Annotated in this window: 16 protein-coding genes; 11 read left to right on the top strand and 5 right to left on the bottom strand. The window is 43.5% G+C overall.

Annotated features, from left to right (window positions below; translation table 11 throughout):
• The first annotated feature begins 340 nt into the window (after positions 1-340).
• Positions 341-1,114 (top strand): phosphotransferase family protein, encoded by a 774-nt coding sequence (locus DYI25_RS12555; RefSeq protein WP_213369168.1) that lies wholly within the window; start codon positions 341-343, stop codon positions 1,112-1,114.
• A gap of 3 nt (positions 1,115-1,117) precedes the next feature.
• Here DYI25_RS12555 and DYI25_RS12550 read toward each other — a convergent pair whose 3' ends face one another.
• Positions 1,118-1,396, bottom strand: a complete 279-nt coding sequence (locus DYI25_RS12550) for a YtzH-like family protein (RefSeq protein WP_041964692.1) — start codon at positions 1,394-1,396, stop codon at positions 1,118-1,120.
• 160 nt (positions 1,397-1,556) lie between these two features.
• Here DYI25_RS12550 and trmB point away from each other — a divergent pair, with 160 nt between their 5' ends.
• Together trmB and DYI25_RS12540 are read left to right on the top strand one after the other, a co-directional pair.
• Positions 1,557-2,201: a tRNA (guanosine(46)-N7)-methyltransferase TrmB gene (gene trmB, locus DYI25_RS12545; protein ID WP_213369167.1), complete on the top strand. Its 645-nt coding sequence runs from the start codon at positions 1,557-1,559 to the stop codon at positions 2,199-2,201.
• Between the two features lie 307 nt (positions 2,202-2,508).
• Positions 2,509-3,348 (top strand): YtnP family quorum-quenching lactonase, encoded by an 840-nt coding sequence (locus DYI25_RS12540; protein ID WP_213369166.1) that lies wholly within the window; start codon positions 2,509-2,511, stop codon positions 3,346-3,348.
• Between the two features lie 35 nt (positions 3,349-3,383).
• On the opposite strand, the gene DYI25_RS12535 is transcribed toward DYI25_RS12540, so the two are convergent.
• Positions 3,384-3,698: a PepSY domain-containing protein gene (locus DYI25_RS12535; RefSeq protein WP_213369165.1), complete on the bottom strand. Its 315-nt coding sequence runs from the start codon at positions 3,696-3,698 to the stop codon at positions 3,384-3,386.
• A gap of 203 nt (positions 3,699-3,901) precedes the next feature.
• Here DYI25_RS12535 and DYI25_RS12530 point away from each other — a divergent pair, with 203 nt between their 5' ends.
• Positions 3,902-4,975, top strand: a complete 1,074-nt coding sequence (locus DYI25_RS12530; protein WP_213369164.1) for a M42 family metallopeptidase — start codon at positions 3,902-3,904, stop codon at positions 4,973-4,975.
• Between the two features lie 66 nt (positions 4,976-5,041).
• Complete coding sequence (locus DYI25_RS12525) at positions 5,042-5,572, top strand: DUF84 family protein (protein ID WP_213369162.1); 531 nt, start codon at positions 5,042-5,044, stop codon at positions 5,570-5,572.
• A gap of 149 nt (positions 5,573-5,721) precedes the next feature.
• On the opposite strand, the gene DYI25_RS22615 is transcribed toward DYI25_RS12525, so the two are convergent.
• Positions 5,722-5,850: a hypothetical protein gene (locus tag DYI25_RS22615; protein WP_274609501.1), complete on the bottom strand. Its 129-nt coding sequence runs from the start codon at positions 5,848-5,850 to the stop codon at positions 5,722-5,724.
• A 371-nt stretch (positions 5,851-6,221) separates the two neighbouring features.
• On the opposite strand from DYI25_RS22615, the gene DYI25_RS12520 reads away from it, so the two are divergent.
• From DYI25_RS12520 to DYI25_RS12510, 3 genes are all read left to right on the top strand, one after another.
• Positions 6,222-6,725 carry a hypothetical protein gene (locus DYI25_RS12520; RefSeq protein WP_213369160.1) on the top strand — a complete coding sequence of 168 codons (504 nt, stop codon included), beginning with the start codon at positions 6,222-6,224 and terminating at the stop codon, positions 6,723-6,725.
• A 133-nt stretch (positions 6,726-6,858) separates the two neighbouring features.
• The gene (locus DYI25_RS12515; protein ID WP_213369159.1) at positions 6,859-7,173 is read left to right on the top strand and encodes a thioredoxin family protein; all 315 of its coding nucleotides are present in this window, start codon (positions 6,859-6,861) and stop codon (positions 7,171-7,173) included.
• 85 nt (positions 7,174-7,258) lie between these two features.
• Positions 7,259-8,053: a DUF1444 domain-containing protein gene (locus DYI25_RS12510; RefSeq protein ID WP_213369158.1), complete on the top strand. Its 795-nt coding sequence runs from the start codon at positions 7,259-7,261 to the stop codon at positions 8,051-8,053.
• Positions 8,054-8,315: 262 nt separating this feature from the next.
• Here DYI25_RS12510 and DYI25_RS12505 read toward each other — a convergent pair whose 3' ends face one another.
• A complete protein-coding gene (locus tag DYI25_RS12505; protein ID WP_213369157.1) occupies positions 8,316-8,468 on the bottom strand; it encodes a hypothetical protein in 153 nt (50 codons plus the stop codon).
• Between the two features lie 213 nt (positions 8,469-8,681).
• Here DYI25_RS12505 and DYI25_RS12500 point away from each other — a divergent pair, with 213 nt between their 5' ends.
• The 3 genes from DYI25_RS12500 (at position 8,682) to murC (ending at position 14,686) form a co-directional block, all read left to right on the top strand.
• A complete protein-coding gene (locus tag DYI25_RS12500) occupies positions 8,682-11,951 on the top strand; it encodes a DNA translocase FtsK (RefSeq protein WP_213369156.1) in 3,270 nt (1,089 codons plus the stop codon).
• Positions 11,952-12,034: 83 nt separating this feature from the next.
• A complete protein-coding gene (locus tag DYI25_RS12495) occupies positions 12,035-13,135 on the top strand; it encodes a nicotinate phosphoribosyltransferase (RefSeq protein WP_213369155.1) in 1,101 nt (366 codons plus the stop codon).
• A gap of 249 nt (positions 13,136-13,384) precedes the next feature.
• Positions 13,385-14,686, top strand: coding sequence for a UDP-N-acetylmuramate--L-alanine ligase (murC, locus tag DYI25_RS12490; protein WP_213369154.1), 1,302 nt, complete (start codon positions 13,385-13,387; stop codon positions 14,684-14,686).
• 212 nt (positions 14,687-14,898) lie between these two features.
• On the opposite strand, the gene DYI25_RS12485 is transcribed toward murC, so the two are convergent.
• Positions 14,899-16,014, bottom strand: a complete 1,116-nt coding sequence (locus DYI25_RS12485; protein WP_213369152.1) for an aminopeptidase — start codon at positions 16,012-16,014, stop codon at positions 14,899-14,901.
• Positions 16,015-16,148 lie beyond the last annotated feature (134 nt).

Here is a 16,148-nt window from a genome sequence, read left to right as displayed (position 1 = left end):
GATTAGTGTCCAGCTCCAGCGCCTAGCCAGTTTTCATCCTGAGAGGACTTCCTTGAGTATCTTGCGATAAGCGTTAGCTTTGAGCAGCTCGAGACGTTTCAGTCCGTCCAATGAAGTCAAAAAGCGACTTCACAGGCCGGCCCTCCGAGGCACAGGACGTGCTAGACCCGCCAGCCACACGACGTGGCGTTTTTAGGCGGGCAACGCTTGTCGGGTCTGACCAATGCGCTTGAGCTTTTCTAATTTCCGATAATAAGTACAACAGTGAATTTTGATTTTATAGAATCCATTTCCAGTTTTTTTGCATAAGGGAAATAGTGATAAATGAAGGTGACTAACTTTGGAACATTTATTTGGACAGGATTGGGAGATCGTTCCTGCAGGCGGTGCAACCGGTGCCGCTTATTTTGCGCAGCATGAAGAACAAAGGCTGTTTCTAAAACGCAATTCATCCCCTTTTCTTGCTGTTCTATCCGCAGAAGGAATTGTACCCAAGCTTGTTTGGACGAAAAGGTTAGAAAACGGAGATGTGATCACGGCACAGCAATGGATGAATGGAAGAGAGCTGAAGCCCGGGGATATGAATAATGACCGTGTGGCCAAGCTATTGAAGAAGATCCATGCGTCAGAACCACTACTTGGAATGCTTACCAGGCTAGGAAAAAGTCCGCTGAAACCCGAAATGTTCCTTCATGCCCTGAATGAGGAATTGGATGAGGAGCTTCGCACGAAGCAGGCTGTCATTGATTCATTGAAGTTTTTGACTGCAAATGTTGATAATATTGATGTTGAAGAAAAGGTCGTTTGTCATTGTGATGTAAATCATAACAACTGGCTGCTTACAGAAGACAACCAGTTGTATTTAATCGATTGGGATGGAGCGATGATCGCTGACCCTGCCATTGACCTAGGGCTTCTCCTGTATTCCTATATACCTGTAGAGGAATGGGAGGAGTGGCTGGATAAATATGGCATTATCCTGACCGAAGATCTCAAGCAGCGAATGAAATGGTATGCACTCGCCCAGTCACTTTCAGCAATTCAGTGGCATAAAAACCAGAATCGCATACCCGAAATGGAAAAATGGATTGATTTTTTAAAAGCACTTATTTAATTTTTACGAAAATTGACCGATATCATTAACCCATTGTGACAGCTGACCCTGGTTTGTCTGGATATGCTGTTCCAAGTCAGAGGCATTGACGCCATTTTGGCTATACTGATAAACATCCTGCAGAATCGATTTGATGTTGCCGTCAACATTTGTGTTGACCATCAGCGATTTGATCAGGCGTTCCAATTGTTGATACTCCGCAACCGAACCGCAGCAGTCAGTTTGCTGGTTGCTTAATATATCCTTTAATAAATTTACCTGGTCATGGTGGCTTAAAGGCACAATGATCACCCTTTCGTTTTAAAGGAATTCACATATAGATTGTGGATTCCTTTTTGTGTTTATGCATCGACTGCGCGCCGCCAGGATAAATTTCAACTTGAAAACATATGGGTTGCATGATATTGTTTGAAACGAATGAAAATAGTACAGAGGTGTCAGTATGAGACTAAGAAACAAGCCTTGGGCTAAAGATAAATTACTTGAGTATTCGAATTATGTGGTCCATGAACCAGAACAGCACCGTGGAAAATGGGGTGGAGTTTTTGAGAAGGATCAGCCACTCCACATTGAGATTGGGACCGGAAAAGGCCAGTTCATTACTGGAATGGCAAAAGCCAACCCAGACATTAACTATATTGGTATTGAACTGCAGGAAAGCGTCATCGTCAGCGCACTGGACAAGCTGATAGAAGAAGATTTGCCAAACTGCAAGCTGATGAACGTAAATGGTGCAGAACTTGCAAAGTACTTTGAGAGCGGAGATGTCAGCCGTGTTTATTTAAACTTCTCTGATCCATGGCCAAAGACACGCCATGAAAAGAGAAGATTGACATTCAAGTCCTTCCTTGAAGTATACGAATCCATTCTTGTGAAAAATGGTGAAATCCACTTCAAGACAGACAACCAGGGATTGTTCGAATACTCCCTTGTCAGCTTTTCGCATTATGGCATGAAGCTAAACTATGTCAGCCTTGATCTTCACAACAGTGATTTCGAAGGCAACATCATGACGGAATACGAAGAGAAATTCTCCTCACGCGGCAGCCGCATTTACCGTTGTGAAGTACAATTTCAATCTAAATAAGTAGTGAGGCCGGTCGCTTTTGTCGATCGGCTTTTTGCATGGAAATAAAATTGGGAAAAATACGCGATATTTTCCAGTTCGCGAATAAATATATGAAAATGGCCAATAAAAATTTGTTTTCGCCAATAAAATCTGATTATCGCCAATAAAAACAAATTTTCGCCAATAAAGTTGTGAACTCCGCCAATAAAATAGAATCGCTACTGAAAAATGACCATATTTCCATGGTAGTGATCAAAATGGGAGGTGAATTATTTAAAAATTTAAAATCCGAGTGTTACAATCAAATAAAAAAGGGGGATGCAATATGGAAAAGCTTGAGCTTCGGAATGTTAGACTGGAGTGGCTGAACGGCGGAGTCACACACCTTGATGGTGGCGCGATGTTCGGGGTTGTCCCGAAACCGCTATGGTCACGTAAATATGATGTGAATGACAAAAACCAGATTGAGCTGCGCACAGATCCAATTTTAATCCAGGCGGAAGGAAAGAATTTCCTTGTTGAAAGCGGCATGGGTAATGGAAAACTGAATGAGAAGCAAAAACGTAATTTTGGTGTTCTTGAGGAATCAAGCCTGGATTCAGATCTGAACCAATTGGGGTTATCGACTGAAGATATCGATTACGTATTGATGACGCACATGCATTTTGACCATGCCTGCGGGTTGACGAAGGATGCAGGCGGAGAACTTGTTTCGGTTTTCCCGAACGCGAAAATCATTACTTCCCAGGTAGAGTGGGATGAGATGCGAAATCCGAATATCAGGTCCAAGAGTACATACTGGAAAGAAAACTGGCAAGGGATTGAACACCAGGTTGTGACGTTTGAGAAGGAATGGTCATTTGGTCCAATCAAAATGATCCACACCGGGGGCCATAGCGATGGTCATTCAATCCTGATTATTGAGGATGAAGAGATGACAGTCGTCCACATGGCTGATATCATGCCTACTCATGCTCATCAAAACCCTCTTTGGGTAATGGCTTACGACGATTATCCTATGGATTCGATTTTCGCCAAGAAGAAGTGGCTTGAATTTGGATTCAGCAAGGACGCCTGGTTCACTTTTTACCATGATGCTGAATATCGTGCAGTTAAATTCGATCAGGATGGTAAAATAACAGAGACGATTGAGAGAAAAAAATAGACCTGCGCTATGCAGGTCTGAATTTCCATCCCAAATTAGTCTAACGGATATGCATCGAGAATCGCTCCAGTGGATGCGTCAGCGATGAACTCATATTGCTCAACCCTGCCATCCACATTGCGGGAGATTCCACCTTTGTATACCTGGTATTCAATCGGTGGTTTTGAATAAGGTTCGGCTGTCATATTGATCCATGAGCCGCTGATTGGCCCTGATTTTTTAAACGCTGCCTTCGCTTGATTCAGTACTTTATCTGCTGACACGGTTTCTTTTTGTGACGCAAGTTCCTTTACAGCATATGCACCTGCCAGGCCGGCGCCAACACCAATGAAAAAGGCTCTCCAGTTCATAGTCAAGGACCTCCAAGGTTAATTATGGAATTTCAAGTTACCTTCATCATAACAAATCACTCAGGTGTAGCAAAGAAATAATACTGTAAAAAACGTGCATGACAGGATTAAGACTGGCAAGGATAATGAATGTTCTGTAAAATGGAATGTATAAATACATAATCTTTAGTAAATCTAAATTTTTGGTGAGAAGGAGAAGTTAAATGAACGAGCAAACATTGAGCCTGTTTAAAACGTTGACAGAATTGCCTGGAGCTCCGGGCAACGAGCATGCGGTTCGCAAATTTATGCGCGAGCAATTAGAACAGTATTCCGATGAACTGATTCAGGATAAATTGGGAAGTGTGTTCGGCGTGAAAAAAGGCGCCCCGAACGGCCCGAAAATCATGGTCGCTGGCCATATGGATGAAGTTGGCTTCATGGTTACATCGATTACGAAAAACGGGATGATCAGATTCCAGACGCTTGGAGGCTGGTGGAGCCAGGTTCTTTTGGCACAGCGCGTCCAGATCATCACGAACAACGGACCGATAACAGGTGTGATCGGCTCGATTCCACCTCATCTTTTGGATGAGTCAAAACGCAATAAGCCGATGGAAATCAAGAACATGCTGATTGATATCGGTGCAGATGATAAAGAAGATGCCATCAAGATCGGCATTAAACCAGGCCAGCAAATCGTACCTATTTGCCCGTTCACTCCGATGGCAAATGAGAAGAAAATTCTTGCTAAAGCCTGGGACAATCGCTATGGCTGCGGACTGGCAATCGAGCTTTTAAAAGAAACGGAGGACATCCAGCTGCCAAACATGCTTTACTCAGGCGCTACGGTCCAGGAAGAGGTCGGCTTAAGAGGCGCGCAGACTGCGGCGAATATGATCGACCCGGACATCTTCTTTGCATTGGATGCAAGTCCGGCTAATGATATGTCAGGTGATAAGAACGAATTCGGCCAGCTTGGCAAAGGCACTCTGTTAAGAATCCTTGACCGCTCAATGGTCACGCACCGAGGCATGAGAGAATTCATCCTTGATATGGCAGAGACGAATGATATTCCTTACCAGTACTTCGTTTCCCAGGGTGGAACAGATGCAGGAAGAGTGCACACTTCCAATCAAGGTATTCCAAGCGCGGTAATCGGCATCTGCTCACGCTACATTCATACTGCAGCATCCATGATCCACGTCGATGACTATGCGGCAGCCAAGGAACTGCTCATTAAGCTTGTCAAAGCAGCAGATAAGACTACTGTGGAAACAATCAAGAATAATAGCTAATAAAAATAGAAGTGAGGGGGCAGGTAAAAACTGCTCCTTTTTTATGGACGGAAGGTGGCAATGGTTATGCGAGTTGCAGTAGGTTCAAAGAATCCGGCAAAAATAAACGCAGTAAAGGACGCGTTCATAGATTATCCATATTATGAAATTGTTTCTATTGATGCTGAATCAGGTGTGAGCGATCAGCCGATGTCAGATGAGGAAACAATCAAAGGGGCAGTCAACAGGGCCATACAGGCAGCGGAAAGAGCTGAAGCTGATATCGGCATTGGCCTCGAGGGTGGCGTCCAGCAAACTCCATACGGACTGATGCTTTGCAATTGGGGTGCTCTGGCAGTCAAAGGAATGGAGCCAATCATTGCCGGTGGCGCAAGGATTCCACTCCCCGAAGAAATTGCCCGGCAATTATTAAAGGGTGCCGAACTAGGTCCGGTAATGGATGAATATGCAAAAAAACAAAACGTTCGCAAAAATGAAGGAGCCGTAGGAATCTTCACGAATGGACAAATCAACAGAAGCGAAATGTTCACACATGTCATGAAACTGCTAGCCGGACAATATGAATATCAAAGAGGGCAAAAAGAAAAGACAGTCTAATGGCTGTTTTTTTTGTTGTTTAGGAAATTATAAAATTATTTAGTTGTGGATAACTACATGTAGGGGGTCTTAATCCAGCTCCAGCGCTTGTCGGAGTTGGGCAGTCGCCTCCGCATTTCGATTTGTCTAGTGTCGCCTCCTAGAAACTCTCAAACTTCAACTGCGCCGGCAGAAGCAAAAAGCGCTTCTTTGTCGGAGTCTCCACTTTCTGCGTTTCTGAGCAGTCGGCTATACATTTCAATTTCGGTCAGCCCAATGAAGTCAAAGAACGACTTCACCGGCCGGCCATCCGTGGCACACGATGTGCTAGACCTGCCAGCCAAGGCGGGCAGCGCTTGTCGGGGCTGAACGAGGCGCTTGCGCTTTTTGTTCTTTACACGGTTTCTAGGATTTTGGAGGAACAGGTCACAATGAACATCATTGATGCCTAAGAAAGCGAGTTGGAGGAAAAGCTAAGTCACTTCCATCTTCATCCCGCGAAGTAGGTTCACATTGGTCTAGATTAGTCCATAAAGAAAGGTTTTTCGACAAAATTCTGAAAAATATCATAAAATTCAACAAAAAATGCTCAACAAGCCTTGTCACCCGTCAAACAAGAAAGGTATGATAGAAAAGAAGTGGTTAAGTCCTTAGCAAGGGGGAAAAAAGTATGATAAAGTTCAGAAGGGCATTTGGGCTAATTATAGTGGGGGTATTTCTGCTTAGCGCTTGTTCTGCCTCATTTTCCGAACAGAAGTCTAAAATAAAAAAGGAAGTTGCGTCTACTTTTGAAAGTCAACCAGAAAAAACAAACAATAGTACGAAAGACATAGATTATTTCTTGCCGGCGGGTGTCAATGTAGAAAAAGAAACACCTAATAATGTACTGCTCAAAGATGGATCAAAAACATATATTCTTTTTTATAATCAGCATGAAAAAGAAAATAGTAAAGTCGTTTATAATTCCACTGTGAAGCAGCAGAAGGAATGGGACGCTAATGAGACATTCAGTAAAGATGGCAAATTTGGTTATTTGCTTGTCAAAAAGCTGAAAGAAGATCATTATCAGCTGATTGTCGGGATTGGCGGCGTCAAATTGACTACAGAAACTGAGAATGTCAGAGAAGATGCAGAAGCGATGATGAAAATAGCCAACTCTGTGAAAATAAAGTGACGCCATTCAATTTTGATGGCGTTTTTTTTATCTCCAGCCTAGCTAACAGAGTTTAAATCAGATTAGTTTCTTTTTTTACAATGCATGGGTAAAATAAGTGAAGTACAATGAGATTTTCCCGGGAGGTTTCGTCATGAAAAACTTGGAATCAATGGAACAGTTTGAAGCGTTGAAAAACGATGGTAAACATATATTTTTATTTACTGCGGGCTGGTGCCCGGATTGCCGTGTAATCGAGCCGGTATTGCCTGAAATTGAAAGCAAATACAGCGAATACGGATTCGTATCAGTGGATCGTGATGATTTCATCGATCTCTGCATCCAACTGGATGTATTCGGCATTCCAAGCTTTGTTGCTTATGACAATGGCAAAGAGCTTGGCCGTTTTGTCAGCAAGAATAGAAAGACACAGGCTGAAATCGAAAACTTCCTTGAAGGCCTAGCCTAATTATTTCCCTCCATCTTTTGAGGTGGAGGGAAATTTCATGTAAAATGAGTTGCAGAAACTCCTGAAGAAATGGAGGGATAAGACAATGGATAGCAGAAAAATGCGGAAAGAACTGGAGAATCGTCTTCAACATCCTGACCGGACTTTTTCCTATGACCGTGAAAAGGATCAGTTGAGAATTGAAAATAAAAATACTGGCCGCGGCATCACCATTGCCCTGCCTGGGATTGTCGCCAAGTGGCAGGATCAGAAGGAAAAAGCGATTGATGAGGTTGTCTATTATGTCTCGGAAGGCTTGAATGCGATGGAGAGCCAGATCGAGCTGTCAGGAAAAGAAAAAAACATTTTCCCTGTCATTCGTTCAACGTCATTTCCATCGGAAGCGGAAGAAGGGATTCCTTTCCTATATGATGATCATACAGCTGAAACAAGGATTTATTACGCTTTGGATTTAGGCACTACATACAGGCTGATCGATTCGAAGCTATTGAAAAAAGAAGGTTGGTCAGCGGGTCAGGTCCGTGAGACGGCTTTGTTCAATGTCCGTTCACTCTCCGTAAAATTAAAAGAGGACCGTGTGGCTGATAACACATTTTATTTCCTCAATTCAAATGACGGCTATGATGCCAGCAGGATTTTGAATACAAGTTTTTTGAATGAAATGAAGAAAAAGATGAAGGGAACCATGACTGTGGCCGTTCCCCATCAAGATGTTTTGATCATTGCCGATGTGGAAAATAACACAGGTTATGATATATTGGCCCAGATGACGATGAGCTTTTTTGCAAGTGGAAGAGTGCCAATTACGGCCCTTAGCTTCCTATATGAAGATGGAGAATTGGAGCCAATCTTTATTTTAGGTAAAACTAAAAAGGAATAGTAATAAAAGAAGCGAAAGCCCGGAATTAACGGGCTTTTTTTCCATTGTCTAGTTCCAGTGCCTAGCCAGTTTTCATCCCTGACAGTGCTTCCTCGAGTATCTTGCGAGAAGCGTTAGCTATGAGCAGCTCGAGTCGCTTGTCTAGCTGCGGCTCCTAACTCCTCGAGCGCTTCGGTCCTGCCAATGAATTCAAAGAACGACTTCACTGTCAGGCCTCCAGCGCTTGTCGGAGTTGGGCAGTCGCCTTCGCTTTTCGAATTGTCTAGTGTCGCCTCCTAGAAACTTCGGAAACTTCAACTCCGCCGGCAGAAGCAAAAAGCGCTTCTTTGTCGGAGTCTCCAGTTTCTGCGTTTCTGGACAGTCGGCTATACTTTTCAATTTCGGTCCGCACAATGAAGTCAAAGAACGACTTCACCGGTCGGCCCTCCAGCGCTTGTCGGGGCTGACCAAGGCGCTTGCACTTTCCTTTATGTACATATGATGTCATGTTTTGTAAATATCTGAGCCTAAAGTTGATTGTCATTGAAGATTTCTTCTCCTAAAAAATGCTCATTCTTTCAATTTATCTCGAAAAATATTGATTTACTGTTAAAATAATAATGAAATGCGAAAGAAAGAGTGATTTAAAGTGAGTTGGATTAAAAAGATTTTTACCATGTTCCAAAACGAAGATGAATTTGATGATAATGTTCAGGAGCAACCTGTTTCAAAGCCATTAAAAAAAGAGCAAAATGAAAAAAGGGATATAGAAGCAAAGGTATTATACCAATATCCAAAAGGGCATTTTCGCTTTCCATTGATTCCGGATGAAAAGCCAGCTCCAGAAAAATCGAAGCCGAGAAAAGGGCGTCCGGAAAAGGTCAGCCAAGTTGATGAAATTAAGCCGTTTATCAAAGAGCAAGGTTCACTGAAGGTTACGAATGACTGGCAGTCTGAAAGTGATTCCTTTCAAAATCCACGACGTGATCCGGCTGTGGATGCTAGGGGCACATCCAGACGCAAACCTGCGAAGGAATCGGCAGGACCATACAAACCTAAAAAAGCTGAGGAACCTGCAACGAAGTTCCATTATGAAACTCGAAAAGACATCGGACCGAAATTCCGCCAGCCTTTCAAGCCAACCGAAATTCCGTCTCCAATTTATGCATTTAACAGGCCCCCCAGAAAAGTTAAGACTCAAACGGACCTGGAGGATGTTGAATATGAACTGACTGGTTTTGAAAAGATTCAGGACAGTCCAGTTGAACAAACCATCAGTAACGATCTAAACATTAACTCGCCAGTTCCAGCTCCAGAGGAACGTCCTGCTTCAACAGAAGTTCATGATGAGGTACTGACGCAAGAAATATACATAGAAGATGATCTTGCTGAAACTCAGGATATTGTGGTCTCTGAAATCGAGGAACAAGTAGAACAAATGGGCCTGGAAACTGAGGCGCTGGATATTATTTTCAATAATGAGCCTGTACCAGAGTATAGTAGTGTGGATTCCCAAATAGAAACGATAACTGAAGCCGAGCTTGAGCAGAATTCAGGAGAGGCAGAAGCAATCGGCTCTCAACAAAGCCGGAAAGGGACAATCGGCTATCAAAATAGCCAGGAAGAGACGGAAGCGTTTGGATCTCGATATATCCAGGAAAATGCAGAAGCGATTGGATCTCAACATATCCAAGAAGGGGCAGAAGCAATTGGATCTCAAAATAACCAGGAAGAGACAAAAGCAATCGACTCTCAACAAACTCAAGAAGAGGTGAATGTTCAGCCTGTCGATGTTGCTAAAGTCCAAACCATGGGAACGGAAGATTCTATTGAGAAGGCAGAGCCAGAGCACAGCACTGATTCCCTAAAAATAGAGGATAAGCCGGCAGAACCCAAAAGGCAGCTTCCATTCAATGTGCTCATGCTTAAGCAAGACAAAAGAAAATGGGAAGAGCGCAACACGTCTAAATATCCTTCTTTTATGACTGAAGGAAAAAAGGCTAGTTCATCGGAGCAGTCCAGGGCGTCAGAAAACGAAACTCATAATGATGTTAAAGAGTCCTCATTAGCTATTACTGGTCAGAAAAATCAAGTGAGCGAAGAAGAATTCTCCACAGGCAGCAGCTCAGATATTCTGTCGATGCAACAGGAAGAACCATCCGCGGGACGAACACTAACTTTTGCAGCGAGTCCGGAAGTGGCTGAAGCTCCTCAGGACAGTTTAGTTGTTGCCGCAAGTCCTGAGGAGACCCAAATGCCGCAGAAAGCATTATCTGTTACAGCTAGTCCGGAAGAGGACCAACCGGCGCAGGACAATTTCTCGGTTGGAGTTAGTCCGGAAGCTGTTGCATCAAAATCAAGTGAAGAACAAAAACAGATAGCGTCAGTACAGGCAAATTCCTCTTCTGCACAAATGAACGATCGGTTCGAACGGGAAGAAGTCGATTCGAATAATCGAGAAGAGGCCATACAGCCCGAAGTTCATCCGGCAGCGGTATACGAATTCCCGCCGCTGGAACTGCTGAGCCCGCCTGTGTTCAAAGCGCCTGATCCTGAATGGCTTTCAGGGCAGGAGCATATGTTGAATGAAACACTGAGGAACTTTAATGTAGGCGCAAGGGTGGTCAATGTGACTCAGGGACCATCTGTTACCCGCTTTGAGGTACAGCCAGAACCTGGTGTTAAAGTCAATAAAATTACCAATCTATCAGATGACATAAAATTGAGTTTAGCGGCTAAAGATATCAGAATCGAAGCACCAATACCAGGAAAGCACACAATCGGGATTGAAGTGCCGAACCATTCGAGCAGGCCGGTATTATTAAGTGAGATTTTACAGTCTGCAGGTTTTATGGAGCTTGAATCTCCATTATCAGTTGCTCTGGGACTTGATATCGCCGGAAATCCAATCGTCACTGATCTGAAGAAGATGCCACACGGATTGATTGCCGGTGCAACGGGATCGGGAAAGAGTGTCTGCATCAATACGATGCTGGTCAGCTTGCTTTACAAGGCACATCCAGATGAGGTGAAGCTGCTGCTGATTGACCCGAAAATGGTTGAATTGGCACCTTATAACCGAATTCCGCATCTCGTTAGTCCGGTTATCACTGATGTAAAAGCAGCGACAGCCTCGCTGAAGTGGGCAGTTGAGGAAATGGAGCGTCGTTACGAATTATTCGCGCACACAGGAGTCCGTGATATAAACAGGTTCAATGAACTTGCCGAGAAGCATCGAAGGTTTTCTGATAAGCTGCCATTTATCGTAATTGTGATTGATGAATTGGCAGACCTGATGATGATGGCTCCAGGCGATGTCGAAGAGGCCATTTGCCGGATTGCCCAAAAAGCGCGTGCCTGCGGCATCCATTTGATCATTGCGACACAGCGTCCATCCGTTGACGTCATCACTGGACTGATTAAAGCGAATGTCCCTACAAGGATTGCGTTCTCTGTTTCCTCACAAGTGGATTCAAGGACGATCATTGATATTAGCGGGGCAGAAAAACTTCTTGGCCGCGGGGATATGTTGTTCCTTGAAAATGGCTCATCAAAGCCATTCCGTTTGCAGGGCAACTTCGTTACGGACAGTGAAATTGATGACATAGTTGCATTTGTCAGAGAGCAGAGGGCTCCGCAATACTTATTTGAACAGGATGAACTACTCAAGAAAGCTCAGGTTACTGAGGACGAAGATGAGCTTTTCTATGAAGCCTGTGAATTTGTCATCGATCAGGGAGGCGCCTCAACTTCAAGCGTCCAGCGCCGTTTTAAAATCGGCTATAACCGGGCGGCCAGACTGATTGAGATGATGGAGCAGCAAGGGTTCATTTCTGAAGGAAAGGGCAGCAAGCCAAGGGATGTCCTGATTACTGCTGCTGACCTTGAGTCCCTCCAGGAAACTAGTACATTCAATTAATAAATGGTATTCTTTATTTGCATGTACTTATAATAAGGGTAAATGACTATAGATGTTGGGGTTTTATTGAAGGAGCTTTTTGGATGAAAGAAATCGAATTGAAAATGCAGGGGAAAATCAGCCGTCTGACCAATCATACATTTAAGTTTGATGAAAGGATTCGTGATGGCTGGTTTTCAGCTGTGTATTTTCTAAAAACTCGAGAGCTTGTAAAGAAATATCATGAAGACAATATTATCACGATGCAGTTTTTCCAGAAGGACGAAGCTGTTTTGTGCGGCACAGATGAAGTAATCGCCCTGGTAAAAACGTTTGCAGATCGTCCAGAAGAACTGGAGATTCATTCGCTCAAGGATGGAGATAAAATCTCTCCATTTGAAACAGTCCTGACCATTACAGGACCTTACCAGAGTTTTGGTTATCTTGAGGGAATCATTGATGGCATCCTGGCAAGAAGAACTTCTGTCTCGACGAATGTTTATAATGTCGTGAAGGCAGCGAGTTATTCAGGTCAGCAAAAGCCGGTTATTTTCATGGGAGACCGTGACGACCACTATACTACACAGGCTGGGGATGGTTATGCAGCCTATATCGGAGGAGCAACTGCCCAGGCCACCCATGCGATGAATGAGTGGTGGGGCAAGCATGGGATGGGTACGATGCCGCATGCATTGATCCAGATGTTCAACGGTGATATCGTCGCCGCAACCCAGGCTTACCATGAAACCTTTCCGAATGATGATTTGATCGCTCTTGTCGATTATAATAATGATGCGATTACTGACTCATTGAAAGTTGCAAGGGAATTTGGCGAAAAGCTGAAGGGTGTAAGGGTTGATACTTCCCGTACGCTAATCGACCAGTATTTCCTCCGCAACCAGCATTTGCTTGGAACATTCGATCCTCGAGGAGTGAATGCAGAATTAATTTTTGCACTAAGAAAAGCGCTTGATGACGAAAGCTTTAACCATGTGAAAATTGTCGTGAGCGGTGGTTTCAGTGAAAAAAGGATCTTGGAGTTTGAAAAGCAAAATGTACCAGTCGACATGTATGGTGTAGGCGGCAGCCTTTTAAAATTGAAAATTGGCTTTACTGGCGACAATGTCACGTTGAACGGGAAACATCAGGCAAAGTCAGGCAGAAAGTTCAGGCCGAATCCGCGTCTTGAAAAAGTGGAATTTTAAAGAGATTAAAATTCCCTCTGGAAGTTTAAAAGCATCTGCTAGAGGGAAAATGTACTTTTATCCATGATTACGGTTCTTAATGAAACTGTGTTATTTATCGTAATGATGTTATAATGATTCAATACATGAAAGACAGATACCATCCACATTGTATTTTGCACAGTTTTATACTGGAAATAGGCGAAATGAGCAAATCAGGATATCTGTCATATACTGTGTTACATACAGACGTTGTTGGAGGTTCTTTATATGACTATTTACCATTTTGTAGGTATAAAGGGGTCTGGAATGAGTGCGTTAGCTCAAGTTCTCCATGATATGGATTATCAGGTACAGGGCTCCGATTATGATAAGCACTTTTTTACCCAGGTAGCCCTTGAGAAATCTGGAATAAAGATCCTTCCGTTTAATAAGGAAAATATACAGCCTGGAATGACGATTATTGCAGGCAATGCCTATCCGGATACGCATGAGGAAATTCAGGAAGGAATGAAGCTTGGCCTTCCAATCATTAGATATCACCGATTCCTGGGTGATTTCATGCAAAACTTTACAAGTGTTGCGATTACAGGGGCTCATGGGAAAACTTCGACTACGGGATTGCTTGCGCATGTGATGAGGGGCGCCAAGCCTACATCGTTCCTGATTGGCGATGGCACTGGAAAAGGTGACAAAGATGCTCAATACTTTGTATTTGAAGCATGTGAGTATCGACGCCATTTCCTTTCGTATTTCCCTGATTACGCGATCATGACCAATATAGACTTTGATCACCCGGATTACTTTGCCAATATTGAGGATGTCTTCTCCGCTTTCCAAGAGATGTCATGGCAAGTTAAAAAGGGTATTTTCGCATGTGGTGACGATGAGCAGCTGCAAAAAATCCAGGCTAAGGTACCAGTTGTATTTTATGGATTTGGCGAAGAAAATGATTTCCAGGCACGCAATATCGTTAAGTCAACTGAGGGTACTACGTTCGATGTTTTTGTCCGTAATACATTCTATGACACGTTCTCGATTCCGGCTTATGGTGACCATAATGTCCTGAATTCGCTGGCTGTTATCGCTTTATGCCATTACGAGAATATCGAATCTAAGGTCATCCAGACCCAGCTTGAAACGTTCGAAGGCGTGAAAAGAAGATTTTCCGAAAAGAAGGTTGCAGACCAGGTGATCATTGATGACTATGCGCATCATCCTACAGAAATCAAAGTAACAATCGAAGCTGCGAAACAGAAGTATCCTGACCGTGAAATCGTCGCGGTTTTCCAGCCGCACACCTTTACCAGGACCCAAGCGTTCCTGAGTGAGTTTGCAGAAAGCTTAAATAAAGCAGATAAGGTTTATTTGTGCGAAATCTTTGGTTCTGCCCGTGAGATTCATGGAAAGCTTTCGATTACGGATTTAAAAGATAAAATCGACAACGCAGAAATCATTACTGAGGAAGATACATCACTTCTGAAAGAGCATGGAAATGGCGTCATCCTGTTTATGGGTGCCGGTGATATCCAGAAGTTCCAGGAAGCATATGAAAGACAATTACAGGTATAAAGAAAAGCGGAGGCGACTGCCCAACTCCGACAAGCGCTGGAGAGCCTGAAAGTGAAGTCGTTCTTTGACTTTCATTGGCATGACCGAAGCGTCTCGAGGAGTTAGGAGCCCAGCTGGACAATTCTCGAAGCAGAAAATTCATACTCCCTGATATAACAAAGGATGCGGCCAATAGGTCCGCATCCTTTGTTTATATGTCCTCAAGATATTCCTTATTTAAGGTTCTCAGGGTTCAAAACCTCGAGTTCAGGAATGACAAATCGTCCATCTTTTCGAATTAGTACGTCATCGAAATAAATCTCGCCACCGCCGTATTCAGGGCGCTGGATGTTGACCATATCCCAGTGGATATTTGAATGGTTGCCATTGAATGCATCGTCATAGCACTGACCAGGTGTGAAATGGAAGCTTCCATCGATTTTTTCATCAAACAGGATGTCCTGCATTGGATGCAGGATATATGGATTCACGCCAATTGCGAATTCTCCGACATAACGTGCACCTTCATCTGTATCAAAAATCTTGTTAATACGCTCTGAATCATTTGCGGTCGCCTCAACGATTTTTCCATCCTTGAAAGTCAGCTTCACATTTTCATAAGTGAATCCCTGGTAAGGGGAAGGTGTATTGTAGGTAATCACACCATTCACTGAATCACGAACAGGTGCTGTGTAAACCTCGCCATCAGGAATATTTAGCTCACCCGCACATTTTACAGCGGGAATGTCCTTGATTGAGAAGCTTAAGTCTGTCCCAGGACCGGTAATCCTTACTTTGTCTGTACGGTTCATCAAATCTGCCAGGCTGTCCATTGCCTTGTCCATTTTTCCGTAATCCAGGTTGCAGACGTTGAAGTAGAAATCTTCAAAGGCTTCCGTACTCATCTTTGCAAGCTGTGCCATTGCTGAGTTAGGGTAACGGAGGACAACCCATTTGGTTTTTGGAACGCGAATGTCCCTATGTACTTTCTTGCCAATCGTATTGCCATGAATCTTCATTTTGTCTGCAGGAACATCAGCATGCTCGTTGATGTTATCTCCAGAACGAAGGCCGATGTACGCATCCATTTTACTCATCACATTTGCCTCAAATTCAGCAATCATGTCAAATTGCTCCTGCTGGGCCCCCATAAGCAATGAACGATCTACCTGGTGATCCTTCAAAGATACAAATGGATATCCACCTGCTTCGTATGCTTCCTTCACTAGAGCCGTAACAAGCTCCCGCTGAAGTCCGAAGTTTTCAATTAGGACTTTCTCCCCTTTTTGCAGCTTGACCGAGTAATTGATAAGGTTTTTTGCAAGTTTTTGAATACGTGGGTCTTTCACCGATATCACTCCTATGTATTTAAAATAAAGCACATAATCATATTGTAACCGAAACGCCGGAATTTGTGCTCTTTTTACTTGGAAAGTGATCGCTCAGACTAGAGTCACGGATCTTAAAAGCAGTAATATTGTAA

The organism is Mesobacillus boroniphilus, from assembly GCF_018424685.1.
In the GTDB taxonomy this organism is placed as follows: Bacteria; Bacillota; Bacilli; order Bacillales; family Cytobacillaceae; genus Mesobacillus; species Mesobacillus boroniphilus_A.
Note: the sequence above shows the minus strand (reverse complement) of the source record. Positions and strands in the feature narration are given on the sequence as shown.

Bases quoted from the DNA above. Each gene is read 5' to 3' on its own strand.
- trmB (WP_213369167.1), top strand. From the start codon at position 1,557: ATGAGACTAAGAAACAAGCCTTGGGCTAAAGATAAATTACTTGAGTAT.
- DYI25_RS12540 (WP_213369166.1), top strand. From the start codon at position 2,509: ATGGAAAAGCTTGAGCTTCGGAATGTTAGACTGGAGTGGCTGAACGGC.
- DYI25_RS12535 (WP_213369165.1), bottom strand. From the start codon at position 3,698: ATGAACTGGAGAGCCTTTTTCATTGGTGTTGGCGCCGGCCTGGCAGGT.
- DYI25_RS12530 (WP_213369164.1), top strand. From the start codon at position 3,902: ATGAACGAGCAAACATTGAGCCTGTTTAAAACGTTGACAGAATTGCCT.
- DYI25_RS12525 (WP_213369162.1), top strand. From the start codon at position 5,042: ATGCGAGTTGCAGTAGGTTCAAAGAATCCGGCAAAAATAAACGCAGTA.
- DYI25_RS12520 (WP_213369160.1), top strand. From the start codon at position 6,222: ATGATAAAGTTCAGAAGGGCATTTGGGCTAATTATAGTGGGGGTATTT.
- DYI25_RS12515 (WP_213369159.1), top strand. From the start codon at position 6,859: ATGAAAAACTTGGAATCAATGGAACAGTTTGAAGCGTTGAAAAACGAT.
- DYI25_RS12510 (WP_213369158.1), top strand. From the start codon at position 7,259: ATGGATAGCAGAAAAATGCGGAAAGAACTGGAGAATCGTCTTCAACAT.
- DYI25_RS12495 (WP_213369155.1), top strand. From the start codon at position 12,035: ATGAAAGAAATCGAATTGAAAATGCAGGGGAAAATCAGCCGTCTGACC.
- murC (WP_213369154.1), top strand. From the start codon at position 13,385: ATGACTATTTACCATTTTGTAGGTATAAAGGGGTCTGGAATGAGTGCG.